The sequence below is a fragment of the Variovorax multivorans genome (assembly GCF_051216835.1).
Taxonomy (GTDB): Bacteria; Pseudomonadota; Gammaproteobacteria; order Burkholderiales; family Burkholderiaceae_C; genus Variovorax.
This window is the reverse complement of record NZ_JBPJZL010000002.1, coordinates 511789-537322: the sequence shown is the minus strand read 5'-3', so window position 1 is coordinate 537322 and position 25534 is coordinate 511789. Positions and strand designations below refer to the sequence as shown.

General features: G+C 67.5%; 27 protein-coding genes. 3 read left to right on the top strand and 24 right to left on the bottom strand.

Annotation, left to right across the window (positions count from 1 at the left end; all coding sequences use genetic code 11):
* Positions 1-6: 6 nt before the first annotated feature.
* The 5 genes from ACSFCA_RS06110 to ACSFCA_RS06090 form a co-directional block, all read right to left on the bottom strand.
* Positions 7-834, bottom strand: a complete 828-nt coding sequence (locus ACSFCA_RS06110) for a ChbG/HpnK family deacetylase (protein ID WP_258350900.1) — start codon at positions 832-834, stop codon at positions 7-9.
* Positions 827-2407, bottom strand: coding sequence for an ArnT family glycosyltransferase (locus ACSFCA_RS06105; RefSeq protein WP_435458949.1), 1581 nt, complete (start codon positions 2405-2407; stop codon positions 827-829). Before ACSFCA_RS06105 ends, ACSFCA_RS06110 begins: the two co-directional genes overlap by 8 nt.
* Positions 2404-3456, bottom strand: coding sequence for a glycosyltransferase family 2 protein (locus tag ACSFCA_RS06100; protein ID WP_435458948.1), 1053 nt, complete (start codon positions 3454-3456; stop codon positions 2404-2406). Before ACSFCA_RS06100 ends, ACSFCA_RS06105 begins: the two co-directional genes overlap by 4 nt.
* Positions 3453-4049, bottom strand: a complete 597-nt coding sequence (locus tag ACSFCA_RS06095; RefSeq protein WP_435458947.1) for a phosphatase PAP2 family protein — start codon at positions 4047-4049, stop codon at positions 3453-3455. The genes ACSFCA_RS06100 and ACSFCA_RS06095 overlap by 4 nt, the downstream gene beginning before the upstream one ends.
* A gap of 162 nt (positions 4050-4211) precedes the next feature.
* The gene (locus ACSFCA_RS06090) at positions 4212-4661 is read right to left on the bottom strand and encodes a hypothetical protein (protein WP_435458946.1); all 450 of its coding nucleotides are present in this window, start codon (positions 4659-4661) and stop codon (positions 4212-4214) included.
* 172 nt (positions 4662-4833) lie between these two features.
* Here ACSFCA_RS06090 and ACSFCA_RS06085 point away from each other — a divergent pair, with 172 nt between their 5' ends.
* Entirely contained in the window at positions 4834-5211 is a 378-nt protein-coding gene (locus tag ACSFCA_RS06085; RefSeq protein ID WP_435458945.1) for a DUF3703 domain-containing protein, read from the top strand.
* Positions 5212-5246: 35 nt separating this feature from the next.
* Here the strand turns inward: ACSFCA_RS06085 and ACSFCA_RS06080 are convergent, their stop codons facing one another.
* The 15 genes from ACSFCA_RS06080 to ACSFCA_RS06010 form a co-directional block, all read right to left on the bottom strand.
* Complete coding sequence (locus ACSFCA_RS06080) at positions 5247-5807, bottom strand: methyltransferase family protein (RefSeq protein WP_435458944.1); 561 nt, start codon at positions 5805-5807, stop codon at positions 5247-5249.
* A gap of 29 nt (positions 5808-5836) precedes the next feature.
* A complete protein-coding gene (locus ACSFCA_RS06075) occupies positions 5837-6595 on the bottom strand; it encodes an SDR family NAD(P)-dependent oxidoreductase (RefSeq protein WP_258350894.1) in 759 nt (252 codons plus the stop codon).
* Positions 6595-8667, bottom strand: coding sequence for a phenylacetic acid degradation bifunctional protein PaaZ (gene paaZ, locus ACSFCA_RS06070; RefSeq protein WP_258350893.1), 2073 nt, complete (start codon positions 8665-8667; stop codon positions 6595-6597). The genes ACSFCA_RS06075 and paaZ overlap by 1 nt, the downstream gene beginning before the upstream one ends.
* A 42-nt stretch (positions 8668-8709) precedes the next feature.
* A complete protein-coding gene (locus ACSFCA_RS06065) occupies positions 8710-9441 on the bottom strand; it encodes an ABC transporter ATP-binding protein (protein WP_435458943.1) in 732 nt (243 codons plus the stop codon).
* On the bottom strand, positions 9438-11351 hold the full coding sequence (locus ACSFCA_RS06060; RefSeq protein WP_435458942.1) for a branched-chain amino acid ABC transporter ATP-binding protein/permease: 1914 nt from the start codon (positions 11349-11351) through the stop codon (positions 9438-9440). The genes ACSFCA_RS06065 and ACSFCA_RS06060 overlap by 4 nt, the downstream gene beginning before the upstream one ends.
* Positions 11348-12376 (bottom strand): branched-chain amino acid ABC transporter permease, encoded by a 1029-nt coding sequence (locus ACSFCA_RS06055; RefSeq protein ID WP_258350890.1) that lies wholly within the window; start codon positions 12374-12376, stop codon positions 11348-11350. Before ACSFCA_RS06055 ends, ACSFCA_RS06060 begins: the two co-directional genes overlap by 4 nt.
* A gap of 69 nt (positions 12377-12445) precedes the next feature.
* Positions 12446-13594, bottom strand: coding sequence for an ABC transporter substrate-binding protein (locus ACSFCA_RS06050; protein WP_258350889.1), 1149 nt, complete (start codon positions 13592-13594; stop codon positions 12446-12448).
* 36 nt (positions 13595-13630) lie between these two features.
* Positions 13631-14716 (bottom strand): 1,2-phenylacetyl-CoA epoxidase subunit PaaE, encoded by a 1086-nt coding sequence (gene paaE / locus ACSFCA_RS06045; protein WP_435458941.1) that lies wholly within the window; start codon positions 14714-14716, stop codon positions 13631-13633.
* A 16-nt stretch (positions 14717-14732) separates the two neighbouring features.
* Positions 14733-15251, bottom strand: coding sequence for a 1,2-phenylacetyl-CoA epoxidase subunit PaaD (gene paaD, locus ACSFCA_RS06040; RefSeq protein ID WP_435458940.1), 519 nt, complete (start codon positions 15249-15251; stop codon positions 14733-14735).
* A 14-nt stretch (positions 15252-15265) separates the two neighbouring features.
* Positions 15266-16045 carry a 1,2-phenylacetyl-CoA epoxidase subunit PaaC gene (paaC, locus tag ACSFCA_RS06035; protein ID WP_435458939.1) on the bottom strand — a complete coding sequence of 260 codons (780 nt, stop codon included), beginning with the start codon at positions 16043-16045 and terminating at the stop codon, positions 15266-15268.
* 14 nt (positions 16046-16059) lie between these two features.
* On the bottom strand, positions 16060-16368 hold the full coding sequence (gene paaB, locus ACSFCA_RS06030) for a 1,2-phenylacetyl-CoA epoxidase subunit PaaB (protein WP_093048835.1): 309 nt from the start codon (positions 16366-16368) through the stop codon (positions 16060-16062).
* Positions 16365-17375 (bottom strand): 1,2-phenylacetyl-CoA epoxidase subunit PaaA, encoded by a 1011-nt coding sequence (paaA, locus tag ACSFCA_RS06025; RefSeq protein ID WP_258350884.1) that lies wholly within the window; start codon positions 17373-17375, stop codon positions 16365-16367. The genes paaB and paaA overlap by 4 nt, the downstream gene beginning before the upstream one ends.
* Before the next feature lie 34 nt (positions 17376-17409).
* Positions 17410-18720 (bottom strand): phenylacetate--CoA ligase PaaK, encoded by a 1311-nt coding sequence (gene paaK, locus ACSFCA_RS06020; protein ID WP_435458938.1) that lies wholly within the window; start codon positions 18718-18720, stop codon positions 17410-17412.
* Between the two features lie 13 nt (positions 18721-18733).
* Positions 18734-19189: a hydroxyphenylacetyl-CoA thioesterase PaaI gene (paaI, locus tag ACSFCA_RS06015; RefSeq protein ID WP_258350882.1), complete on the bottom strand. Its 456-nt coding sequence runs from the start codon at positions 19187-19189 to the stop codon at positions 18734-18736.
* 3 nt (positions 19190-19192) lie between these two features.
* The gene (locus ACSFCA_RS06010; protein WP_093075783.1) at positions 19193-19996 is read right to left on the bottom strand and encodes an enoyl-CoA hydratase-related protein; all 804 of its coding nucleotides are present in this window, start codon (positions 19994-19996) and stop codon (positions 19193-19195) included.
* Positions 19997-20147: 151 nt separating this feature from the next.
* Between ACSFCA_RS06010 and ACSFCA_RS06005 the strand changes: the two genes are divergently transcribed.
* On the top strand, positions 20148-20750 hold the full coding sequence (locus ACSFCA_RS06005; RefSeq protein WP_093048851.1) for a phenylacetic acid degradation protein PaaY: 603 nt from the start codon (positions 20148-20150) through the stop codon (positions 20748-20750).
* A gap of 65 nt (positions 20751-20815) precedes the next feature.
* Positions 20816-21460: a TetR/AcrR family transcriptional regulator gene (locus tag ACSFCA_RS06000; RefSeq protein ID WP_097199909.1), complete on the top strand. Its 645-nt coding sequence runs from the start codon at positions 20816-20818 to the stop codon at positions 21458-21460.
* Here the strand turns inward: ACSFCA_RS06000 and ACSFCA_RS05995 are convergent.
* Genes ACSFCA_RS05995 through ACSFCA_RS05980 form a run of 4 tightly spaced genes read right to left on the bottom strand, consistent with a single transcriptional unit; the run spans position 21444 to position 25504 of the window.
* Complete coding sequence (locus tag ACSFCA_RS05995) at positions 21444-22481, bottom strand: VWA domain-containing protein (protein ID WP_435458937.1); 1038 nt, start codon at positions 22479-22481, stop codon at positions 21444-21446. The two genes, ACSFCA_RS06000 and ACSFCA_RS05995, sit on opposite strands and share 17 nt — an antisense overlap.
* Complete coding sequence (locus tag ACSFCA_RS05990; RefSeq protein ID WP_435458936.1) at positions 22478-23470, bottom strand: DUF58 domain-containing protein; 993 nt, start codon at positions 23468-23470, stop codon at positions 22478-22480. The genes ACSFCA_RS05995 and ACSFCA_RS05990 overlap by 4 nt, the downstream gene beginning before the upstream one ends.
* Positions 23451-24467 (bottom strand): AAA family ATPase, encoded by a 1017-nt coding sequence (locus ACSFCA_RS05985; RefSeq protein WP_258350876.1) that lies wholly within the window; start codon positions 24465-24467, stop codon positions 23451-23453. The genes ACSFCA_RS05990 and ACSFCA_RS05985 overlap by 20 nt, the downstream gene beginning before the upstream one ends.
* 26 nt (positions 24468-24493) lie before the next feature.
* The gene (locus ACSFCA_RS05980) at positions 24494-25504 is read right to left on the bottom strand and encodes a S1C family serine protease (RefSeq protein WP_435458935.1); all 1011 of its coding nucleotides are present in this window, start codon (positions 25502-25504) and stop codon (positions 24494-24496) included.
* Positions 25505-25534 lie beyond the last annotated feature (30 nt).

The following is a 25534-nucleotide window of genomic DNA, read 5'->3' as shown; positions in this document are numbered from 1 at the left end:
GGCTTGTCAGCCTCGCCGCAGGTGTTGCGAGAGCGGCGCGAGCGCTATCCCGTTGCTGCCGTCCTGCGGCGCCAGCACCAGTTCGCGCAGCAATGCGTACTCGCGCAACCGGGCAGCACCGTGCGGGTCGCCCGGCTCGATGCCGGCGGAGGGGTGGCACATGAGCACGTCGCCGGTATTGCACGCCGAGATCCATTCGGACAGGCGCTGCTCGTGTTGCTGCATGTCGCCCGAAAAATCGTAGACGCCCAGCAGGTGGCTGCTCATGGGAATGCCGCGTTGCGCGGCCAGTGTGGACAGTCGCGCGCCACCCAGGGCGTGGATGACCCGGGCCTTCAACCGGTCGGGGCCCCGGCGCAAGCCTGGTGCTGTGCTGCGGATCCAGGGCGGCAATGCGGCATAGCGCCGCGTGATTTCCTCCACCAGCAGATCGCGCACGACCGGAAACTGGTGCACGTGCCGGTGCCCGTCGACGAAGGCGGGCGCGCGGCCCATGGCGTCCTCGAAGCGCGTCAACTGGTCGCGGATGTCGGCCTGCAGCCCCGGTGCGAACGCCGTGCGTGTGTACGTCCGCGCGAGCAGCCCGAACAGGCCGGGTTCAGTGCCACCGGCACGCGCGGGCCGCGTGAGGTCCAGATGCAGGCCGGTATCGAACCGGGCCGGGTCGATGCGCCGCAGCATCCTCGTTCCGGTCAACCAGGCATCGCGTCGCACCATGCAACTGGTCGCGGAGATCTTTCTCTGCTCGGCCAGGTCGAACACGGCGGAGTTGATGCCCGCGCTCATGCCGAAGTCGTCCGCGCAGATGCAGAGGTAGCGCAGGGCCTCACTCATCGCCGTTCGTTCCAGAGGTTGGGGCGGGCGTGGCATCCAGGCAGTGTGGGTCGCTCGTGGCGCTGCCAGCGAAACGCCAGGCGGCGACGCCGTCGTTCACCGCCACCAGTTGCGCGCGAAAGAGCCAGGGGTGCGTGAGCTGCGCCGTGTTCGAAGCGACGAGCCATGTGGTGCGGGGCACGCACAGCGTGGCTGCGAGCTGCGTGTGGTCGATCAGCGTGCGGGCTGCGCGCTCCGGCTCGAAGCGGCCGGCGTCGGAGATCTCCTTGCGCCAGTTGTCGCGTGTGTCCAGTGCTGCGGCTTTCCAGTCGTCCGACACCAGCACCGGTTCGCGCAGGTTCCAGTAGAAGGGAATGTCGTAGTAGTAGCTGTCGAGCATCAGCACCTGGTCGCCGGGTGCGACCACCTGCCCGGCCGGCAGCCGCAGCCTTGTGCCCGGCGGCGATGAAAGGATCGAAATGGCAACCACGCAGGCGATGCACACGGCGGCGGCCCCCAACGCCATTGCGCGCACCTTGGGCAACAGCGTTTCCAGCGCGCGGCCCGCGAGCACGCGCTGCGCGATCAGGTAGGCCAGCGGCGGCAGGGCAGGCAGCACGTAGCCGACGAGCTTGGAGCGCGGCAGCGAGAAGAACACGACGATGACCGCCAACCAGATCCACATCAACCAGTCGACATCGCCGAGCCGGGCGCGCGCGGTGCCGTCCTTGCCCCTGGGCACGAACACCCAGGCGAACCATGGCAGCGTGAAGCCTGCGAGCACCGGCAGGTAGAACCAGAAGCCATGCTCGTTGTTGAAGCCCGATGAGGCAAAGCGGCGGAAGTGCTGCGTGATGACGAAGTAGTCGAAGAACTCCGGGTACTTCATCTGCATCGCGACGAACCACGGGCCGGCCACTGCCAGCACGATTGCCCAGCCGGGTAGCCACAACGCGAGCCGCAGTGTTGCGAGCCTGCGCGTTGCCGCGCACCAGATCGCGATCACCATCGCGGGCAGCACGAGGCCGATCAGGCCCTTGGCCAGCAACCCGGCCGCGGCGAACAGGTAAGCGCCAGCCAGCAGCGCGCGCCATGGTTCCTCGCGCTCCTTCGCCATTGCGGCGCCGGCCGCCAGCAGCACCGTGGCAGAGATGCAGCCGGCCACCAGCATGTCGAGGTTCGCGAACTGCGCGCCCAGGAAGAAGAAGGGCGTGGTCACCAGCACCACCGTCGACAGCAGCGCCTGCGGCACTGTCGTCCATCGGCGCAGGAAGAAGAACAGCGAAGCCGCCGCCGCACCACCACCAAGGACGGACGGCAGCCGCGCCGCCCATTCCACCGGCCCGGTCACCGCCATCGCGGCGGCGCCGATCCAGTAGAAGAGCGGTGGCTTGTGGAAGAAGGGCAGGCCGTCGAGCCGCGGCACCAGCCAGTCGCCGGAGTGCAGCATCGCGAGCGCGACGCCGCCGTAGCGGCCCTCGTCGGGCGCCATCAGCGGACGGAGCCAGGCGGTGGCCAGCAGCCACGCGAAGAGCGCGGCAATGAGCCACAGCGGCCGGGGCACGGTCCGCCATGGGGGGGCGAATTGCTTCATGGCTTGCCGGTCTCGATTCCCGTGCCGTGCTCTTCGCGCACCACGTACAGCGGACGGCCCTTGACCTCCTCGTAGATGCGCGCGATGTATTCGCCCACGATGCCGGTAGAGATCATCTGGATGCCGATGAAGAACATCAGGCTCACGACGATGGTGGTCCAGCCCGAGACGGCATTGCCGAACAGCAGGTGGTCGATCGCCACGAAGGCGCCATAGCCGAAGGCCGGCAACGCCAGAAGCAGGCCCACCACGCTGACCATGCGCAGCGGCCAGGTGGTGAAGGCGGTGAGCCCGTCGATGGCCAGGCGCACCAGCCGGCGTGCGTTGAAAGTGCTGCGGCCCTCAGCGCGCGGCGCGGGCGTGTAGGGCAGCGCCACGGCGCGAAAGCCTACCCAGGCGTACAGCCCCTTCATGAAGCGGCTGCGCTCGGGCAGGCTCATGAGCGCATCGACCACCTTGCGGTCCATCAGCCGGAAGTCGCCCGCATCCTTGGGGACGGCAAAGCGGTCCGACGAATTGACGAGGCTGTAGAAGAGCCGGCTGCCGAGTTGCTTGAAGCGGCTTTCATCGCTGCGCTCTTCGCGCACTGCGTACACCACCTCCGCGCCGGCCACCCACTGTGCGACCATCGTGTGGATGAGCTGCGGCGAGTGCTGCAGGTCGCCGTCGAGCAGCACCACCGCGTCGCCCGTGGCCGCTGCGAGGCCTGCTGTGAGCGCGGCCTCCTTGCCGAAGTTGCGCGACAGCGAGATGCAGCGAAAGCCCGAGAGCTCGCACCACGCCTCTGCTACCGCAGCGGTGTCGTCAGTGCTGCCGTCGTCCACCACGATGATCTCCCAGTGCATGTGCGTCGCCCAGAGGATGTCTTCGAGCAGCGGCAGCAGGTGCCGCAGGTTGGCCGCCTCGTTGAAGCAGGGGATCACACAGGAGATGCTGCGCGCTCCGGCCGGTGGGGTGAAAGGCGTGGCCGTGCGTGGCGCAGGAACCTCGGCCTGCGGCAGCCTGGCCGGTGCGCGCGAATGCCTGCTGGCGTTGGTCGGGGAGATCATGGATGCCTCCAGAAAGAAGCGGCCGCTGTCTTGTCGTCGCGCGTGCGGCCAGCGTGCGACGCCGGAAAAGAAATGAACCGGTGCGCGAGCCATTGCGCTGCGGCGAGCAGCCCTGCGATCGCGACCGCGAGCAGCAGGCCGGCTGCGATGTCGAGCGGAAAATGAACGCCCACGTAGACGCGCGCCCATCCGGTGACGGCTGCCAGCACCAGCAGCGGCACGCTCAGCCTGCGTAGGCTGGGGCGCAGCAGGAAGGCCAGCGCCACCATGAACATCACCGTCGCGTGCGTGCTGGGCAGCGAGCCGCGGCCCGCATGCTCGATGTACGACGGCACCAGCCCCAGCATGAAGGGCCGCGGCGCGTTGAGCGACAGCGCAATCGCGTGCGAGGCCATCGAGGCGAAGCCCGCGAGCGCTGCCACGATGCAAAGGTAGGCCCGGTCGGCGCGATGCCGCCACAGCGCCACGATGAGCACGCCCGCGCACAGCCAGCTGCCCCAGAGCGCGAAGGCTGATGCAACCGACAGCACCCACGGCGTCGGCTGGCTGCCGGCCGTGAGCCATTGAAAGAGTGTGAGGTTCAGCGCGTTCATGGCGCCACCTTCTTCGGCAAGCTGGAGAAAACAGTGGGCGTGCGACAGCACCCGGTGCGACGCGCGCACCAGAAAAAACCGGACATGGTCAAACCTTTCGAGAGGGACGCAGGAGCCCGCAGCGCGAAGCAGCGGACCACCAGACGCGGGAGGCGTCGTGTCTCAGATCCCGGAAGGTGGTGCAGCAGTGGGCGGCAGAAGCCGCCAGGGCTGCGAGAGAGGCGGAGCACCGCCGTGCGGCGGCACGTGCTCGGGCGCTTCGCGCACGATGGGCACCACCAGCCGCGCGACAGCCACGGCCAGCGGCAGCAGTGCCAGCACCATCGCCATCAGCGTGTTCAGCCCGAGCTTGAAGGCATCGGGGTGATCGATGCTCGCCGGCGCCTGGGTGAACACCGTCGTCTCGCGGTCGGACGGATGATCCGCGCGATCGTCGGCTTCGAACTGCGTGGTTTCGCTGAGGTTGCGCAAGCGCAGCATCGGCTCGTCTTCCAGCCCGTCGCAGCGGAAATGCACCGCGATGAAGGGCTGCAGAAAGATCAGCAGAATGCCCGCGACGCACCACCCCTTGTGGTGCGCTTCAGCGAAACGGCGAACGCGTGCGAGCAGCATGCGCGGATATTAGGAGTGCCGTGTGAACAGAACCTGATCGGGCGGGTCAGCATCCCGCAAGGTTGTGGATGACGTGCGTGTGAAAAGGCCTTCGTGGGCTGCTTCATCGACCCCTCGTGCCGCAAGGCTGCTTCTTGACCCTGGAGTGGCTTTGGGGCTTTCAATCGCCTGCATGAATCCAGCTCTTCAGCATCAGGCTTTTGACCGTGAAATGTCATTCGCGCGCGCCGCACTGGCAAACGGCGACACCGCACAAGGGTGGCGTGCACTCGAACTTGCACACGTCATCGGGCAGTCGCGCTTCCTTCTGCATCTGCGCGTCCATATGGCGATGCTCGGTGTCGCGGTGCGGCACAACGACCTGAAGGAAACGGGCGCACAACTGTTGCGCTTGGCCTTGGTTCCATTGGGTCACATGCTTGGCCGCCTGCCCGCCTTCAACCCCGGCAGTGGCCGCGTGAGTGCGCTATCGCCTGCTGACTGGCCTGGCGAACTCGACCCTCACTCTCTCGAGCGGATCGATCCTTCGGCATCACCACGCCGCCGTTAAACAGCGCTTACGCTTAGACGAATGTCAAAAGCTCGCTAGAGCAAGAACGGAATAAACCGCCGCGTACCCCGCATGTAAGCATGGTAGTCATCGCCGAAGTGCGCGATGCACTCCTGCTCGTCGCGCAGCGCCGTCAGAAACAGCAGCACCGTGGCCGCAACAACCAGCGCCAGCGTGAGCCAGGTGAACTGCTTGAGAAAAGCGCCCCAGGCCAGCAGCATCAGCGCCGTGTACATCGGATGGCGGATGTAGCGGAAGGCGCCGGTGCTGACGATGGTCGAGGTTTTCTCGAAACCGTACAGCGCGGGATCGTCGCTGCGCGCCTCGGTCGGCTTGCCCTGCGCCTTGAGCAGCCGCACCGCGTGGATCGGCAGCCAGATCGACAGCACGAAGAAGAGCGACGAGACGATCTGCTTCGGCGAGAACGGATCGTCATGCCACATGGGCAGGTTCACGACGATCAGCACCAGCATGCATTCCCATGCGAAGAAGCGGTAAAAACCGTGCGAGCCGGGCTGGCTCAGCGGGCCGCGCGACACGTACAGCAGCGCGGCCGTGCCGGCGACGAAAAGGAAGAGCTGAATCCAGAAGAGCATGGCGGGCGAATTTACACGGCCCGCGGGCTTCAGCCCGAGATGGAAAACCCGCCGTCGACGGGAATGGCCGTGCCCGTGACGTAGTCCGACGCGGGACTCGCGAGGAACACGGCGGTGCCGGCAATGTCGGCCGGCTGGCCCCAGCGGCCGGCGGCGGCGCGGGCCTTCACCCGCTCGTACAGGCCCGGAACCTGGCTGCGCGCGCCATCGGTCAGTTCTGTCTCGAACCAGCCCGGCAGGATCGCGTTGACCTGGATGTTGTCGGCCGCCCACGAAAGCGCCGTCGACTTGGTGAGTTGCACGATGCCGGCCTTGCTCGCGGCATAGGCCGGTGCGTAGGCCGCACCGAAGATCGACATCATCGAGCCGATGTTGATGATCTTGCCGCCGCCCGCGGCCTTCAGGTGCGGGTGCGCGGCGCGGCTGCACAGGAAGGCGCTGGTAAGGTTGGTGTTCATCACCTTGTGCCACTCGTCCAGCGAGAGCTGGTCGACCGGCTTGCGTATGTTGGTGCCGGCGTTGTTGACGAGGATGTCGAGCCGGCCGCAGCGCGCGGCGGCATCGTCGAACAGCTTCTGCACCGAGGCTTCGTCGCTCACGTCGGCTTCGAGCGCGAAGCTGTCGCTGCCCAGTGCCTTCAGCGCTTCGACGGCAGCGGCCGACTTCTGCGCATTGCGCGCGGCGACGATGACACGCGCGCCGGCCTTGGCAAGGCCCTGCGCCATGCCGAGGCCGATGCCCCCGTTGCCGCCCGTGACGAGCGCGACTTTGCCAGTGAGATCGAACATCAGGTAGAGGCTGGAGTGGAGGTGGTTTCGGGCTTCTTGGAAACGAGCGTCAGGATATCGTAGCTGGCGACCAGCTCGCCGTCCTGGTTCGTCACCTCAACGTCCCATGCCACCACGCCCTGGCCCTGGCCGCTCGCGTCCTTCTTGTTGCGGTCGATCTTGCGCTTGCAGGTCAGGCGCGCCTGGATGGTGTCGCCGATACCCACGGGCTTGGTAAAGCGCAGCGTGTCGAGGCCGTAGTTGGCCAGCACTGGGCCCGGCGACGGCGACACGAACAGCCCGGCCGCGGCCGACAGCACGAAGTAGCCGTGCGCAATGCGCTTGCCGAAGGGCGACTGCTTCGCAGCCACCTCGTCGAAGTGCATGTAGAAGTAGTCGCCCGAGATACCGCCGAAGGCCACGATGTCGGCCTCGCCGACAGTGCGGCGGTGCGTGAGCAGCGAGTCGCCGATGCGCAGGTCTTCGAAGTAGCGGCGGAAGGGATGCACATCGCTCTCGCGCACGGCCGCGCCGCGCACGTGCTCGCCGGTGATGGCGGCCAGCATGGTGGGCGAGCCCTGCACGGCGGCGCGTTGCAGGTAGTGCTTCACGGCGCGCAGGCCACCGAGCTCTTCGCCGCCGCCCGCGCGGCCGGGGCCGCCGTGCTTGAGCTGCGGCAGCGGCGAGCCGTGGCCGGTCGACTCGGCCGCGGCCTCGCGGTCGAGCACCAGCAGGCGGCCATGCCATGCGGCAGCAACCGGAATTGCCTTGGCCGCGATGGCCGGGTCGCGCGTGACCAGCGTGCCCACCAGGCTGCCACGGCCGCGCGCGGCCAGTGCCAGCGCCTCGTCGATGCCGTCATAGGGCATCAGCGTGCTGACGGGGCCGAAGGCTTCTACGTCGTGCGCAGCGTCGTGTTCGAGCGGCTTGCGGCTCAGCAGCAGCGTGGGCGCGAAGAACGCACCTTCGCTCACGCCGTCGCCCACCGGCGAGAAGCCGTCGCGCTCGCCGTACACCAGTTCCGCGCCCTTCAGCAGCGTGGCCACGCGTTCGGCCACGTCGGCCTGCTGGTCGCGCGAGGCGAGGGCGCCCATGCGCACTTCTTCGCGCGACGGATCGCCGACCACAGTCTTCGCGAGCCGCGCGCGCAGGCGCTCGGCCACCGCATCGAGATGCTGGCGCGGCACGATCGCGCGGCGGATGGCCGTGCACTTCTGGCCGGCCTTGGTGGTCATCTCGCGCGCCACTTCCTTCACGAAGAGATCGAACTCCTCGTCGTCGGGCGTCACGTCGGGCGCGAGGATCGCGCAGTTCAGCGAGTCGGCCTCGGCGTTGAACGGGATCGACTGGCGCACGATGTTCGGGTGTACGCGCAGCTTGGCGGCTGTGTCGGCCGAGCCGGTGAAGGTGACCACGTCGGGGCCTTCGAGCCGGTCGAGCAGGTCGCCCGTGCTGCCGATGACCAGTTGCAGGCTGCCCGCCGGCAGGATGCCCGACTGCACGATGAGGCGCATCAGCGCTTCGGTCAGGTAGCTGGTGGCCGTGGCCGGCTTGCCGATGCAGGGCATGCCCGCGAGGAAGCTGGGCGCGAACTTCTCGAGCAGGCCCCAGATAGGAAAGTTGAACGCGTCGATGTGCACCGCCACGCCGCCGCGCGGCACCAGGATGTGCGTACCCGCGAAGCCGCCCTTCTTGCCGAGCGGGAAGGCCGGGCCTTCGTGCACGAGATTGCCCGAGGGCAGCTCGTTGGTGCCGATGCTGGCGTAAGCGCTCAGCGTGCCTGCGCCGCCCTCGATGTCGATCCAGCTGTCGGCGCGCGTCGCACCCGTGTGGGCCGAGACGGCGTAGAGCGTTTCCTTGTTCGCGGCCAGGTACTTGGCCAGCGCCTTCAGGCGTTCGGCGCGCTGCTGGAAGTCGAGCGCCATCAGCGCGGGAATGCCGGTGCGGCGCGCATAGGCCAATGCTTCGGCGAAGTCGATGGCCTCGGCGTGCGTGCTTGCCACGGGCTGGCCGTTGACGGCGCTGCGCAATTGCTGCGCGGCCTGCTGGCCGATCCAGCGGCCGGCGATGTAGCTTTGGAGGGTGGTGGTCATGGTGCGTGTCCTTTGGTCAATGGCGCCGGGTCGAAGACTGGGTCAGTCTTTCTTGCCGATGCCCAGGTAGGTGTCGATGATTCGTTGGTCGTGCAGCAGGTCGCGCGCCTTGCCTTCGAGCGCCACGGCGCCCATTTCGAGCACATAGGCGCGGTCGGCCACTTGCAGCGCGGCGCGGGCGTTCTGCTCCACCAGCAGCACCGACACGCCATGGCTGCGCAGTTGCGACACCACGCGCAGCACTTCGCGCACCACCAGCGGGGCGAGGCCGAGCGAGGGCTCGTCGAGCATCAGCAGGCGGGGCCGCGCCATCAGCGCGCGGCCGATGGCCAGCATCTGGCGCTCGCCGCCCGAGAGCGTCGAAGCCATCTGCGGACGGCGCTCGCGCAGGCGCGGGAAGATCTCGAAGATCTCGTCCATGCGCGCGCGCTGGTCGCGCTTGCCCTTGCGCCACTGGTAGAAGCCGCCGAGCAGCAGGTTGTCTTCGACCGACATCTCGCCGAACAGCTCGCGCCGCTCGGGCACCAGCGCCACGCCGCGCGCCACCATCGTCTCGACGCCGGGGCGCGCGATGCGCTCGCCGCTCAGCATCAGCTGGCCGGTGGACTGCAGCAGGCCCATGGCAGCGCACAGCAGCGTGGTTTTGCCGGCGCCGTTGGGGCCGATCACGGTGACGATCTCGCCCTCGTTCACCTGCAGGCGCACGCTGTGCACCGCTTCCACGGTGCGGTAGGCGACGCAGAAGTCCTCGAGTTGAAGCAAAGGATGGCTCATCGTGCGTCTTCCAGCAGTTCGTCGTCGGCGCCGCCCAGGTAGGCTTCGAGCACGCGCGGGTTGGCCTGTACTTCGGCGGGCGTGCCGGTGGCGATGACAGTGCCGAATTCGAGCACCGTGATGCGGTCGGCGAGGTTCATCACGAACTCCATGTCGTGTTCCACCACGAGGATGCCGAGGCCCTCGGCGCGCAGCTGGCTCAGCAGCACAGAGAGGGCGCGCTTTTCAAGATGGCGCAGGCCGGCGGCGGGTTCGTCGAGCAGCAGCACCGAAGGCTGGCCGGCGAGCGCGCGGGCGATTTCGACCACGCGCTGCTGTCCCAAGGAAAGCGATGCGGCTGGCGTGTCGGCATGTGGGCCTAAGCCGCAGCGTTCGATCTGCTTGCGGGCTTCGGCCATCAGCGCGGCTTCTTCGGCGCGGTCCAGCCGCAGCATTGCCGCGAGCCAGCCACGCTTGGCGCGCAGGTGGGCGCCAAGCGCTACGTTCTCGACCACGCTGCGCTGCCCCAGCAGGCGCACGTGCTGGAAGGTGCGGCCCAGGCCCAGTGCGGCGAAAGCGCGCGAAGGCTTCGTGGTCATCGACTGGCCTGCGAGCTTCACCTCGCCCGAGGTGGGATCGTCCACACCCGAGATCATGTTGAAGAAGGTGCTCTTGCCCGCGCCGTTCGGACCGATCAGCGCGTGGATCTCGCCGGCCTTGAGCGTCATCGAGATCGCGTTGTTGGCGACCAAGCCGCCGAAACGCTTGCTCACGTCGCTGGCCTGCAGCAGCAGTTCGCCGCTGGGTGGCAGGGCGCGTTGTGCGAGCTGCACGGTAGGAGCCTTGGCGGTCGCTGCTGCTGCGGCTTTCTTGCCCGCCGAGTCATCGCGCACCCAGCGGCGCACGATGCGCGCCAGCGTGGGCCACAGGCCATCGGAGAAGCGCTGCAGCACGAAGAGCATCAGCAGACCGAACACGATCACTTCGAAGTTGCCGCTGCTGCCGAGCAACGCGGGCAGGATGTCCTGCAGCTTTTCCTTCAGCAGCGTGATCAGCGTTGCCCCCAGCACAGCGCCCCACAGATGGCCGGCACCGCCGACCACCGCCATGAACAGCAGCTCGATGCCGATGTTCAGGTTGAAGGGCGTCGGGTTCACGAAGCGCTGCAGGTGCGCGTAGAGCCAGCCCGACACCGCCGCGAGCAGCGCGGCCAGCACGAACAGCTTGATGCGGTGGCGTGCCGTGTCCACACCCATCGACTCGGCCACGAGCCGCCCGCCCTTGAGCGCGCGGATGGCGCGGCCTTCGCGCGAATCGAGCAGGTTGTGAAGCGCCCAGAGCGCGAGCAGCAGCGCCGCCCAGATCACCACGCCCAGCATGCGCGGCGTGGCCAGCGACACGCCGGCCACCACCAGCGGCGGCACGCCGGTGATGCCGGTCTGCCCGCCGAGGAAGTCCATGTTGCCCAGCAGGTAGTACAGGCTCAGGCCCCAGGCGATGGTGCACAGCGGCAGGTAGTGGCCTTGCAGCTTGAGCGTGACCGAACCCAGCGCCCAGGCGAGTGCGAAGGTGAACACCAGCCCAAGCAGCAGGCCGGCCCATGGAAGCAAGGCCGGGCTGACCGCGCCGCCCAGCCACGCGGCGGCGGTGGGCGACGTGCAGATCCATGCAGTGGCATACGCGCCCATGCCCACGAAGGCGGCCTGACCGAAGGATGTCATGCCGCCCACGCCGGTCAGCATGACCAGCCCGGCAGCGACCAGCGCATAGAGGCCAATGTTGCTGAGCACCGAGACGGTGAACTCGGGCAGGAAGCCCCAGGCCAGCGCCAGCAGCACCACGCACACCAGCGTGAGCTGGCGCGGCGTGACCAGCGGCTTGCCTTCGGGTTGTGCGGGCACGGCAATGTTGTTCGAAGAAGACGCGCTCATTCTTCGTCCTCCACATGATGGCTGTTGAGCGAACGCCACCACAGCACGGGAATGATCAGGGTGAAGACCAGCACTTCCTTGAACGGGCTGGCCCAGAAAGAGGCGAACGATTCGAGCTGGCCGACCAGCAACGCACCGGCCAATGCCAGCGGATAGCTTGCGAGCCCGCCGACGATGGCGGCGACAAAGCCCTTCAGGCCGATCAGGAAGCCGGTGTCGTAATACACCGTGGTGATCGGCGCGATCAGCAGGCCCGAGATGGCGCCGATGAGCGCTGCGAGCGCAAAGCTCAGGTCGCCCGACAGTTCGGTCGGAATGCCCGAGAGCCGTGCGCCCACCCGGTTGATGGCGGTGGCGCGCAGCGCCTTGCCCACCATCGAGCGGCCGAAGAACAGGAACATGGCAATCACCAGCAGCAGCGTGACACCAACCACCACCAGCGATTGCCCGCTGACCGGAATGCCGCCGATGTCGAAACGCGCCTCGGAGAACGGCGTGGTACGCGAACCCTCGGCACCGAAGAACAGCAGGCCCAGGCCGACCAGCACGCCGTGCAGCGCGACCGAGACGATCAGCAGCATCAGCACGTTGGCATCCGCCAGCGGCCGGTAGGCCAGGCGATAGAGCAGCGGGCCGAGCGGCATGATGAGCAGCAGCGTGGCGAGCGTCTGGCCCGCCATCGAGGTCGGCTTGAGCAGCAGCACCAGCGCGGCCGCGGCTGCCGGCAGCACCACGCACCAAGCGAGCGCGGAGGCCCAGTCGACCACCGCGCCGCGCTTCCAGCGCCAGAACTCCACCAGCAGCACCGCGACAGCCAGCACCAGCAGAAGCCACAGCGTGGCCGGCACGCGGCCGGCCTGCAGCATCGCCATGGAGAGCGCCCCGAAGGCGACGAACTCGCCCTGGGGAATGAAGATGACGCGCGTGACTGAAAACACCAGCACCAGCGCGAGCGCCATCAAACCGTAGACGGCACCGTTGACGATGCCGTCCTGCCCCAGTAACAGGGCGATCTGCAGATCCATACGAAAACTTTCGATCGGGCTCGGCCCGCTTCTCAACAAGTCAGGTCAGGCCGGATCGGCCGGGCGATATCAGGGCTGGTATTTCCAGGCGCCGTTTTCGATCTTGACCATCACGCGGGCGCGTTGGTCCAGGCCCAGGTGGTCCTTCTCGGTCATGTTGAAAACGCCATGCGCGCCGGACACTTCCTTGGTCTGCTCCAGCGCATCGCGCAGTGCGGCGCGGAACTCAGGCGTGCCAGGCTGTGCCTTCTTCAGCGCGACCGGCACGGCCGAGCTCATCAGCAGGCCGGCGTCCCAAGCGTGCGCGCCGAAGGTCGACACCGTGCCCTTGCCGTAGGCGGCTTCGTAGGCAGTCACATAGGTCAGGGCCGACTTCTTCACCGGGTTGCTGGCGGGCAACTGGTCGGCCACGAGCACCGGGCCGGCTGGCAGGAAGGTGCCTTCCACGTCCTTGCCGCCGACGCGCAGGAAGTCGGCGTTTGCCACGCCGTGCGTCTGGTACATCTTGCCGGTGTAGCCGCGCTCCTTGAGCGCCTTCTGCGGCAGCGCAGCCGGCGTGCCCGCACCCGCGACCAGCACGGCGTCGGCCTTGGAGGCCATCATCTTCAGGACCTGGCCCGTGACCGAGGTGTCGGTGCGCGCATAGCGCTCGTTGGCCACCACGGTGATCTTCTTCAGCGCAGCGGCCTTGGCGAATTCTTCAGACCAGCCTTCGCCGTAGGCATCGGCAAAGCCGATGAAGGCGACGGTCTTCACGCCGTTGGAGGCCATGTGCTCGGCAATGGCGAGCGACATCATGATGTCGTTCTGCGGCGTCTTGAACACCCAGCGCTTCTTGGCGTCCACGGGCTCGACGATGCGGGCCGAGGCGGCCACCGAGATCATCGGTACCTTGGCCTCGCTGACCACGTCGATCATGGCGAGCGAGGTGGGCGTGGTGGAAGAACCCAGCACGATGTCGACCTTGTTCTCGGTGATGAGCTTGCGCGTGTTGGCCACGGCTGCGGTGGTGTCCGATGCGTCGTCGAGCACGATGTAGTTGATCTTCTGGCCCCCGAGGGTCTTGGGCATCAGCGAGATGGTGTTCTTCTCGGGGATGCCGAGCGAGGCGGCAGGGCCGGTGGCCGAGACCGTCACGCCGACAGTGACGTCGGCCCACGATGCGGCGGCGGTGGCGCACAGCGCGGCGATCAGCAGGGGCTTGAAGAAGAATTTCATTTGGTCTTGTCTCCGGGTTGAAAAAACGTTGAAGTGCTAGCGCTCGTCGAATGAGAGCGTTACTCGTTCGGTCAGGGGGTGGGCCTGGCAGGTCAGGATGAATCCCGCGGCTACTTCATTCTTGTCGAGCGCGAAGTTTCTTTCCATGCGGACTTCCCCGTCAACGCACTTGGCGCGGCAGGTGCCGCACACGCCCGAGGTGCACGAGAAGGGCACTTCAAGGCCCGCGGCCGATGCCGCATCGAGGATGCTGGGCTGCCCTTCGGTGTAGGTGATCTCGCGCTGCAGGCCGTCGCGCACGATGACGATGCGCGCCTGCCTGGCGTCTCCGGGCTGCGCCTCGTGCACCACTGCACCAACCTGGGTGGCCGAAGGCAGGGCAACGCCGAAGCGTTCGATGTGGATGCGGTCTTCGGGCACGCCGGCCGCGAGCAATGCGGCCTCGGCTTCGTCGTTCATCTGGAACGGGCCGCACACGTACACGTGGTCGATCTGCGCGGCCGGCACCACGCTCTTGAGAAACTCGCCGATCTTCTCGCGATTCATCACGCCGAAGCCCAGCGGTGAATCGGTGTGCTCGTCGGAGAACACATGCTGCAGCACGAGGCGCGTCATGTAGCGGTTCTTCAGGTCTTCGATTTCTTCCTTGAACATCGTGGACTGCAGCTGCCGGTTGCCGTAGATCAGCGTGAAGCGGCTCGCGGGTTCGCGCGCCAGCACCGTCTTCATGATCGACAGGATGGGCGTGATGCCGCTGCCGCCCGCAATGCCGACGTGGTGGCGCACCGAGGCCGGCTCGATGGGCACGAAGAAGCGGCCCTGCGGCGCCATCACCTGCAGCGTGTCGCCGGGCTGCAGGCTGGCGTTGATCCAGTTGGAGAACACGCCGCCGCGCACCTTGCGCACGCCGACGCGCAGCTCGCCGTCGTCGAGGCCGGCGCAGATCGAATAGGAGCGGCGCAGGTCCTGGCCGTCGATGTCGTGGCGCAGGGTGAGGTACTGGCCCTGCGTGAAGCCGAAGACTTGCTGCAGGTCGCCCGGCACTTCGAACGAGACGATGACGGCCTCGGCCGTATCGGGCTCGATGGCCTTCACGCGCAAGGGGTGGAAGAGGGTGCTCATCGCTTGGGGCGCTTTTTCAGATTGGCTTGAAATGTTCGAAAGGCTCGCGGCAGGCCATGCAGCGATAGAGCGCCTTGCAGGCGGTCGAGCCGAAGGCCGAAAGGCGCTCGGTACGTTCGCTCGCGCAGCGCGGGCAGGCGATGCGTTCGCCTGCGATGCGGCCGAAGAGCTTGATCGGCATTGCGGTGTTGGCCGCGGCTTCGGGTGTGAGGTGGGCCGGCGGCGCGATGCCGTAGGCCTTGAGCTTGGCGCGGCCTTCGTCGCTGATCCAGTCGCTGCTCCAGGCGGGGGCGCGGCGCAGGGTGGCGCGGGCGTGACCGAGGCCGGCTTGCTCGATTGCGGCCAGCACGTCGTGCTCGATGGCTTCGGTCGCGGGGCAGCCGGAGTACGTTGGCGTGAGCACGATCTCCAGGCCGTCGTCATGCTCGATCACGTCGCGCACGATGCCGAGGTCGCAGACCGACACGGCCGGCACCTCGGGGTCGAGCACGGTGTGCAGCACGGCCCACGCGGCATCGACGTGCGAGGCTGCCATGAGGTCGGCCGTGGTCACCACACGCCCCCGGGGTAGCTGCGCTGCAGGTGCTGCATCTCCGCGAGGATGTAGCCCATGTGCTCGCTGTGCACGCCGCGCTTGCCGTTGCTGCGGAAGGCGGCTTCCTTCGGAATGGCGAGGCCGGCTGCGTCGAGCACCTGCTGCATCTCGCCCAGCCAAGGGTCGCGCAACTCGCTCCATGCCGGGCCGAGGCCGCTGGCGCTGGCTTCGGCATCGACCGCATCGCTTTCGAACAGCTCGGGCATGTAGAGCCACAGCTGCTTCAGCGCTTTTTCAGTGCGTTGGCGCGATTCGTCGGTGCCGTCGCCCAGGCGCACCACCCAGTCGCCCGAGTGCTGCTGGTGGTAGCGCGCTTCCTTCACGGCCTTGCCGGCGATGGCGGCCACTTCGGCGTCGTTCGACGCGGCGAGGCGCTGCCACAGCAGCTTGAGCAGAGTCGAAACCATCGTGTTGCGCACCACGGCAAAGGCGAAGTCGCCGCGCGGCAGTTCGGCGATGGTGAGGTTGAAGTAGTCGCGCTCGTCGCGCAGGTAGGCCAGCTGGTCTTCGTCGTGCTCGCGGCCGGCTCCTTCGAGCTTGCCGGAGTGCGTGAGCAGCGCGCGCGCCTGGCCGACGAGGTCGAGCGCGATGTTGGCCATCGCGATGTCTTCTTCCAGCACAGGTGCGTGGCCGCACCATTCACCCAGGCGCTGCGCGAGCACGAGGCAGGTGTCGCCGATGCGCAGCAGGTACTGCACGGCGGGCGTGCGGTTCAGTTCGATCGATGCTTGCATGGTCCTGGCCTTGCTCACATGTGGTCGACCGACTTGGGCAGCGCGTAGAAGGTCGGGTGGCGGTACACCTTGTCTTCCGCCGGGTCGAAGAACATGTCCTTGTCGCCCGGGTCGCTGGCCACGATCTGCTCGGAGCGCACCACCCAGATGCTGCTGCCTTCCTGGCGGCGGGTGTACACGTCGCGCGCCATCTGGATCGCCATCTTCGAATCGGCCGCGTGCAGGCTGCCGCAGTGCTTGTGGTCGAGGCCGGCCTTGCTGCGAACGAACACTTCCCACAGGGGCCACTCTTGCTTGCTGTCTTGGGTATTTGGGGCGCTCATGCGGCCTCCTTCATTGGTTGCTTGTTGGCGTGGGCCATCGCGGCTTCGCGCACCCATGCGCCGTCTTCCCATGCGTCGACGCGAGCCTGCAGGCGTTCGCGGTTGCAGGGGCCGTCTCCGGCGATCACGCGCCAGAACTCGCTCCAGTCGATGGCGCCGAAGTCGTGCGCCTGGCGCTCTTCGTTCCACTTCAGGTCGGGGTCGGGCAGGGTCACGCCGAGGATGGCGGCCTGCTCGACGGCGGCGTCGATGAACTTCTGGCGCAGCTCGTCGTTGCTGAAGCGCTTGATGCCCCAGCGCATCGATTGCGCGCTGTTGGGCGACTGGTCGTCCGGCGGGCCGAACATCATGATCGACGGCCACCACCAGCGGTTGACCGCGTCCTGCACCATCGCCTTCTGCGCGTCGGTGCCGTGGGTCATCATGGTGAGCAGGGCTTCGTAGCCCTGGCGCTGGTGAAAGCTCTCCTCGCGGCAGATGCGGATCATGGCGCGGGCGTACGGCGCGTACGAGCAGCGGCAGATGGGCACCTGGTTCATGATGGCCGCGCCGTCGACCAGCCAGCCGATGGTGCCCATGTCGGCCCAGGTCAGCGTGGGGTAGTTGAAGATCGAGCTGTACTTGGCCTTGCCGCTGTGCAGCGCGTCGAACATCTGGTCGCGCGAGGTGCCCAGCGTTTCGGCAGCGGCATACAGGTAGAGGCCGTGGCCGCCTTCGTCCTGCACCTTGGCCAGCAGGATGGCCTTGCGCTTGAGCGTGGGCGCGCGGCTGATCCAGTTGCCTTCGGGCAGCATGCCGACGATTTCGGAGTGCGCGTGCTGGCTGATCTGGCGCACCAGCGTCTTGCGGTAGTGCTCGGGCATCCAGTCTTTTGCCTCGATGAAGTCGCCGGCATCGATGTGCGCGTCGAAGCGCTCTTCGAGCCGCATTTCCTCTGCGGAGCGCACGGCCTTCTGCTTGCCGTCGCCTGCGTCCTTGCCCATGGTGTCCATTGCCTGGGTGTACATGTGCGTGTCCTTTCGGTGGGGTGTGAGGGGCGGCTCAGCGCGGACGCGTGTCGATCACGCGGCGTGCCTTGCCGGTCTGGGTGCGTTCCATCTCGTTGGGCGCATGGACCACCACGCGCGTGGAAATGCCGATGAGCGTCTTCACGCGGTGCTGCACCCATTCGCCGATGGCGGCGCGGTCTGCCGAGGCGGCGTCGGCGGGGTTGAGCTCGCAGTGCACTTCGACCTGGTCGAGCTTGTCGGCGCGGCTCACGTGCACCTGGTAGAGGCCCGACAGCGCCTTGTGCGCGAGCACGATTTCTTCGACCTGCGTGGGGAAGACGTTGACTCCGCGGATGATCATCATGTCGTCGCTGCGCCCGACGATCTTGCCCATGCGGCGGAACGAGCGCGAGGTGGGCGGCAGCAGGCGCGTGAGGTCGCGCGTGCGGTAGCGCACGATGGGCATGGCCTCCTTGCTCAGCGAGGTGAAGACCAGTTCGCCTTCTTCGCCGTCGGCCTTCAGCTCGCCGGTCTCGGGGTCGATGATCTCGGGGTAGAAGTGGTCTTCCCAGATGACGGGGCCGTCCTTGCTTTCGACGCATTCGCTGGCCACGCCGGGGCCCATCACTTCGCTCAGGCCGTAGATGTCGACGGCGTCGATGCCGGCCTTGGCCTCGATGTCGCGGCGCATGGCTTCGGTCCATGGCTCGGCGCCGAAGATGCCGACCTTCAGCGAGCTCTCCTTCGCGTCGAGGCCCTGGCGCTCGAACTGCTCGATGATCACCTGCATGTAGCTGGGCGTGACCATGATGATGTTCGGCTTGAAGTCCTGGATGATCTGCACCTGCTTCTCGGTCTGGCCGCCCGACATCGGGATGACGGTGCAGCCCGCGCGCTCGGCGCCGTAGTGCGCGCCGAGGCCGCCGGTGAAGAGGCCGTAGCCGTATGACACATGCACCATGTCGCCGGGCCGCCCGCCCGCAGCGCGGATGGAACGCGCCACGAGGTTGGCCCAGGTGTCGATGTCCTTCAGCGTGTAGCCGACCACGGTCGGCTTGCCGGTGGTGCCCGACGACGCATGGATGCGCGCGACGTTTTCGCGCGGCACGGCGAACATGCCGAAGGGGTAGTTGTCGCGCAGGTCGCTCTTCACCGTGAACGGAAACTTCGACAGGTCGGCGAGCGACTTCAGGTCGTCGGGGTGAACGCCCTTGGCGTCGAAGGCCTTGCGGTAGTGCGGCACGTTGTCGTAGGCGCGCTGCAGCGTGGCGCGCAGCCGGGTGAGCTGCAGCGCGGCGATCTCGTCGCGGCTGGCGGTTTCGATGGGGTCGAGGTCGCCGGGGGCGGGGTGCTTCACGGTCATGTCTGTTGTCTCCTCAGGCGGCAGCGGCGTTCGGGACGGCGGGGCGGCCCTTGGCTGTGTAGGAACGGCCGCGGAACATCGCGATGCGCTCGCCGCGCTGGTTGGTGATTTCGGTGTCGTACACGCCGGTGCGCCCGGCCTTCGACACTTCGTGGCAGCGCGCGGTGAGCAGGTCGCCCTCGCGCGCCGGGGCGATGAAGTCGATGGAAAAACCCGAGGCCACGGTCAGCTCGTTGTACGAGTTGCAGGCAAAGGCGAAGGTCGAGTCGGCCAGCGTGGCCATGAAGCCGCCGTGGCAGATGGCGTGGCCGTTGAGCATGTCGGCGCGCACGCGCATCTCGATGGTGGCCTGGCCGGGGCCGACCTCTACGATGCGCATGCCCAGGCCCTTGCTGGCGTTGTCGTTCTCGAACATGCCGTCGCGGACGTACTCGGCCGTCTGCTGGGGGGTGCGGGTGGTGTCGGTCATGGCTCAGCGATCCTTGAACACGGGGGCGCGCTTGGCGCGGAAGGCTTCGACGCCTTCTCGGTAGTCGTTGGCGTTGCCCATGTCGCGCTGGAGGCGGGCTTCTTCGGCGAGTGCCGCGTCGAGGTCCATGTCTTGCGCGGCGGCCATGGCCTGGCGCGTGGCGACGAGGGCGCGGGTCGGCATGCCGGCGAGCTTCAGTGCGAGCGCTGCCGTGGTTTCGGTCAGCGCCGCGTCGTCCACGCACTGCCAGATCAGGCCTATGCGCGCTGCTTCTTCAGCCGGCAGCTTGTCGCCCAGCAGCGCGATGCCGAGCGCGCGAGCCGAACCCACAAGGCGCGGCAGCAGCCAGGTGCCGCCGGTGTCGGGTACGAGGCCGATCTTGGTGAAGGCCTGGATGAAGCTGGCCGAACGGGCCGCCACCACGAGGTCGCAGCACAGCGCGAGGTTGGCGCCCGCTCCGGCCGCAACACCGTTGACGGCGGCGATCACCGGCACCGGCATCGAGCGCAGGCGCGCGACCAGCGGGGCGTAGTAAGTGGAGATGACGTGGCCCAGGTCCTTGGGCGCGGCGCCGGGCGTCGGGTCGGGGGCGACCGAAGGGTCGGCCAGGTCTTGCCCGGCGCAGAAGGCGCGGCCGGCGCCCGTGAGCACCACGCAGCGCACGCTCTCGTCTTGAGCCGCCAGCTCCAGCGCCGCCATGAGTTCGGCGTGCAGCTGCGTCGTGAAGCTGTTGAGCGCCGCGGGGCGGTTGAGGCTCAACGTGCGCACGGCGCCGGCGTTGCCGGTGAGTACCAAAGGCTCAGTCATCGCGTGTCTCTTTCATCCTTTGTGGGAGCGGATCGGAGTGCAAACACTATTGACCGACCGTTCGGTTGATTTTAGTATCGAGCCTGCAACCGGCACAAGCTGGAGCTATTCAGGGCAAACCCTGAGTCCCGCAAAAAATAAAGGAGACCGAATGCCCAGCTACTCCATCGACGGCGTGATCCCGGTCGTCGACCCGAGCGCGTACGTGCACCCCACTGCCGTGCTGATCGGCGACGTGATCGTCGGCCCGAACTGTTATGTAGGCCCCTGCGCCAGCCTGCGCGGCGACTTCGGCCGCATCGTGCTGGAGGAGGGCTCGAACGTGCAGGACCACTGCTGCGTGCACGGCTTTCCCGACAACGACACGGTGATCGAGGTCAATGGCCACATCGGCCACGGCGCGATCCTGCACAGCTGCATCGTGCGGCGCGACGCGCTGGTGGGCATGAACGCTGTGGTGATGGACGAGGCCGAGATCGGCGAGAAGGCCATCGTCGCGGCCTGCGCCTTCGTGCCGGCCGGCATGAAGGTGCCGGCGCGCTCGCTGGTCGCGGGCATTCCGGCAAAGGTGAAGCGCGAGCTGAGCGAGGACGAGATCGCGTGGAAGCTCGAAGGCACGCAGACCTATCAGGAGCTCACGGTGCGCAGCCTCGCGAGCCTGCATGAAGTGGCGCCGCTCGCGCAGGTGGAAGCAGACCGCCCGCGCCTGCCGGCCACCGAGGTGCGTTCGCTCATTGCCACCAAGCGGGGCTGACCCCATTCGCGCTTCGTGCAAGATCGCGCGTTGTCTCCAACAGTCCAACCCAGGAAACCGACCCGATGCCGCGTGGAAGATCCGCCACTTACGACGATCAGCGTGAACTGATCCTCGCGCAGGCCGCCCAGCTGTTCGCGCGCAGCGGCTATCCCGCCACCTCGATGAACCAGGTGGCCGAGGCCTGCGGCCTCTCGAAGGCCACGCTCTATCACTACTACAAGGACAAGAGCAGCCTGCTGATCAGCATCGCCGAGACGCACGTCTCCAAGCTCGCGGCGCTGGTGGCCGAGGAAGAGGCCTCGACGCATACCGACGAGCAGCGCCTGCGCCGCTTCATCTATCGCATCGTCGAGGAATATGCCGGCGCGCAGGACGCGCACCGCGTGCTGACCGACGACGTGCGCTTTCTCGCGGAAGCCGACCGCGAACGCGTGCTCGACAAGGAGCGCGAGGTGGTCGCGGGCTTTGCGCGCGCCGTGTCCGCGCTGCGCCCCGGTGCGCCGAGCGACGACCTCGCCAAGCCGCTGACCATGCTGCTGTTCGGCATGATCAACTGGATGTTCACCTGGATGAAGCCCGGCGGGCGGCTCGACCACGCGGCCATTGCGCCGATCGTGGCTGATCTGTTCCTGGGGGGCATCGGGGCGGTCAAGACGCCCGATGCGCCGGCTGCCAAGCCGCGAAGGCCTGCTAAAGAATCCGGTTGAACCAGAGCAGTGACAGCCCCGCCGACAGCAGCGTCAGCACCGCCGCGCACATCGCGAACAGCGCCGAGATTTCGGTTTCCTTTTTCTCCACCGTGAGCTTGGAGCTCAGTGTCTCGTAGACCTTCTTCAGGTCGTTCGCGGTGCCGGCGTAGAAGTACTCGGCGTTCGTCTTGTTGGCGATGGCCTTGAGCGTGTCTTCATCGAGCCGCACGCGCATCGACCAGCCTTCGAAGCCGATGGTTTCGCCATCGACCGTGCCCACACCCACCGTGTAGATGCGCACGCCGCGGTCGGCCGCGGCCTTGGCCGCATCGAGCGGGTCGACGCCGGTGGTGCGCTGGCCGTCGGTCAGCATGATGATCGCGGCCGAGGTGAATGAGCCCGGCGCCACGGGCGTGAAGTCCTTGAGCTTCTTCTCGTTCTGGTCGATCGGCATGCCGCGCTGGCGGCTCGGTGCGCTGAACTGTTCGACGTCGATGCCCGCGTCGGGGAACAGCGTGGCCAGCGACACCACGATGGCGTTGCCCGTGGCGGTGGCGCGCTGCAGCTGGAAGCTGTCGATGGCGGTCACCAGGTCTTCGTGGTTGGTGGTGGGCAGTTGCGCCACCTGCGCGCTGCCCGCGAAGGCGACGATGCCCACCTTCACGCTGCGCGGCAGGTCCTTGATAAAGCTCTTGGCCGCCTCCTGCGCCGCCACGAGCCGGTTGGGCAGCACGTCGGCCGCGCGCATGCTGCCTGACACGTCCATCGCCAGGATGATGGTCTGCTGGTTCGACGGCAGCACCACCACCGCCATCGGCCGCGCCGCGGCCACCAGCATCGCTGCCATGGCCAGCAGGAACAGCAAGGGCGGAATGTGCCGCCGCACGCTTTGCCCGGCGCCCATGGCCTCGCGCACGATCGACAGGCTGGCGTAGCGCACCGCCAGCTTCTTCTTGCGCCGCAGCAGCCAGAGATAGAGCAGGATCAGCAGCGGCAGGGCCGCCAGCAGCCAGAGGAATTGAGGCCAGAGAAAAGTCATGCTGCCACCGCCTTCATGCCAGCTGGGCCGCCGATGCGCGTGCGGCGCTTGCGCATGTCGGCGAAACGGACGATGGCTTCCACCAGGTCGTCCTGGGTAGAGAGCTCGAGTGCGTCGACGCCTGCCCTTGCCAGCGCCTCGCGCAATGCGGTTTCACGCTCGGAGGCCAGGCGCGCGAAGCGCTTGCGAAAGCCCGCGTCGTGGGTGTCGACCCACAGCTGCTCGCCGGTCTCGGCATCGCGCAGCGGCACCAGGCCGAGGTCGGGCAGTTCGAGTTCGAGCGGATCGAACAGGCGCACGGCGACCACTTCATGGCGCTGCACCAGTTGGCCCAGCGGGCGCTCCCAACCGGGCTCGCTCAGGAAGTCGGACACCACGAACACGGTGGAGCGGCGCGGCATCAGCGTGGCGGCTGACTTGAGCAAGTCGTCCAGCCGCGTCATGCCTTTCTGCGTGGGCGCGGTCTCGGCCTTGCCGGAGCGCTTTTCCATCGCATGCAGCAGGTGCAGCACGTGGCGTCGTCCGCTGCGCGGCGGAATCACTGCTTCGAGGTCGCTGCCGTAGACCAGCGCGCCGACCCGGTTGCCGTGCCGCGTGAGCAGCCGCGCCAGCACGCCGACGAAGCCCGCCGAGATCTCGCGCTTGGCCTTCAGGCCCGAGCCGAAGTCGACCGAGCGGCTCAGGTCGAGCACGAACCACGCGGCCATCTCGCGGTCTTCGGTGAACACGCGCACATGCGGCGTCTGCAGCCGCGCGGTGACGTTCCAGTCGATGTGGCGCACGTCGTCATGGTGCTGATACTCGCGCAGGTCGGCCAGGTCGAGCCCGGTGCCGCGCATCAGCGTGCGGTAGTCGCCCTGCAGCAGGCCGTCGAGGCGGCGGATCACGGTCCATTCGAGCCGGCGCAGCGCGCGTTCGGCCCCACCGGCTTCTGCGGCGAGCCGTTCGTCGTTTGCGGCCGCGGGGGCCTTACGCCACCAGCTTTTCATGTTCGAGAGGCTTGGGAGGGGCGGGGACTGCACGCATGATCTTCTCGACCAGGCCGTCGGGCGTCAGGCCCTCGGACAAGCCTTCGTAGGAAAGCGTCACGCGGTGGCGCAGCACGTCGGGCACCAGCGCCGTCATGTCTTCCGGCAGCGCATAGCTGCGGCCGCGCAGCAGCGCCAGGGCGCGCGCGCCCTCGGTCAGGCTGATGCTGGCGCGCGGGCTGGCGCCGAAGGTGATGAAGCGGCGCAGATCCTTCAGCCCGTGCTTCTCGGGCGTGCGCGTGGCCGACACCAGCTTCACGGCGTATTGAATGAGCGAAGGGTCGACGTACACGCGCCGCGCCTCGGCCTGCAGCGCCGCGAGCTGCTCGGTGGTGGCGACCGGCGTGGCGTTGACGGGCGGGCCGATCACGCGCTGGACGATGACGAATTCTTCCTCGTCGCTCGGGTAGTCGACCAGCACTTTCATCATGAAGCGGTCGACCTGTGCCTCGGGCAGCGGGTAGGTGCCCTCGGTCTCGATGGGGTTCTGCGTGGCCATCACGAGGAAGGGGCGCGGCACCTTGTGCGTTTCGCCGGCGATGGTGACCTGGCGCTCCTGCATCACTTCGAGCAGCGCGCTCTGCACCTTGGCCGGCGCGCGGTTGATTTCGTCGGCCAGCAGCAGGTTGGCGAACACCGGGCCCAGCGAGGTGCTGAACTCGCCGGTCTTCTGGTTGTAGATGCGCGTGCCCACGAGGTCGGCGGGCACAAGGTCGGGCGTGAACTGGATGCGCTTGAACTGGCCGCGCACGGTGTCGGCCAGCGTCTTGATGGTGAGCGTCTTCGCAAGGCCCGGCACGCCTTCGACCAGCAGGTGCCCGCCCGCGAGCATGCCGACCATCACGCGCTCCAGAAAGCGGTCCTGGCCCACGACCACGCGCTTCACCTCGTAGAGGATCTGCTCCATCAGTTCGGCGGTGCCGGCGGGCGTGGGGTTGGCGGTCTCTGCTGTGCTCATGCGAAGGACTTTCGAAGAAGGATCGGTCAGAACGGTGGAGAACCTGCGGCGGAAGCGGCGTTCTCGATGGGCACAGCGAAGCCGATGCCGATGAAGGTGCGCTGCTGCGTCGGGTTGAGGATGGCGGTGACGATGCCGAGCACCTCGCCATCCATGTTGATCAGCGGACCGCCCGAATTGCCGGGGTTGGCTGCGGCATCGAACTGGATCAGGTTGCCCAGCTCCTGCTTGCCCTCGGGCGAGCGGAACGAGCGCTTCAGGCCCGACACCACGCCAGCCGACACCGACGGCCCGATGCCGAATGGAAAGCCCACGGCCGCCACCTGGTCGCCGGGGCGCAGGTCGGCGGTCGAACGCATGGTGGCGGGGATCAGGTCGTCGGGAATCTTTTGTGCCTGCAGTACCGCGAGGTCGTTCTCGGGCTGCACGCCGGTGATGGTGGCGATGGCTTCCAGCCCGTCGTAGAAGGTGACCTTGATCTTGTCGGCGCCTGCGACCACGTGCAGGTTGGTGAGGATCACGCCCTTGTCGACGATCACCACGCCCGTGCCCACGCCGCGCTCGACCTCGCCCGGGGCCTCGCCGTCGTTGGGGGCTTCGGGCGGCTTGCCCTTGGCGATGTTGCGTCCGCGCTTCTGGGTCTTGGCTTCGGGCGTGTGCTTTTCTTCGCCGTAGCTCACCACCCGCACCACCGAGGGCCGGATGATGTCGGCCGCCTTGGCCGCGGGCGAGGGCAGGGTGTTGGTCTGCAGCGTGCGCAGCACGGCCGCGTCGATGTCTTTTTGCGTGAGTGCCTTGGCGCCTGGGCGCGGCATCCACAGCGCGGCGCCGGTGACCAGCGCGGCTGACAACATGATGAGCAAGGCGAAGCTGCGGCGGCCGGGTTGCCAGCCGGGTTTTTTCGCGGGAGCAGCCTGCAGGGCCTGACCCCCGCCGGCGTTTTCGGCCGATGCTGGCGCATCCGCCCGTTCGGCCGCCTCGTCTGCGGCCGGTGGCAGCGTGCGGGGCGAACGGCTGTAGAAAGCGGGCCTGCGCATCGGAGCACCTCCGGCTAAAAAATCGCGTGA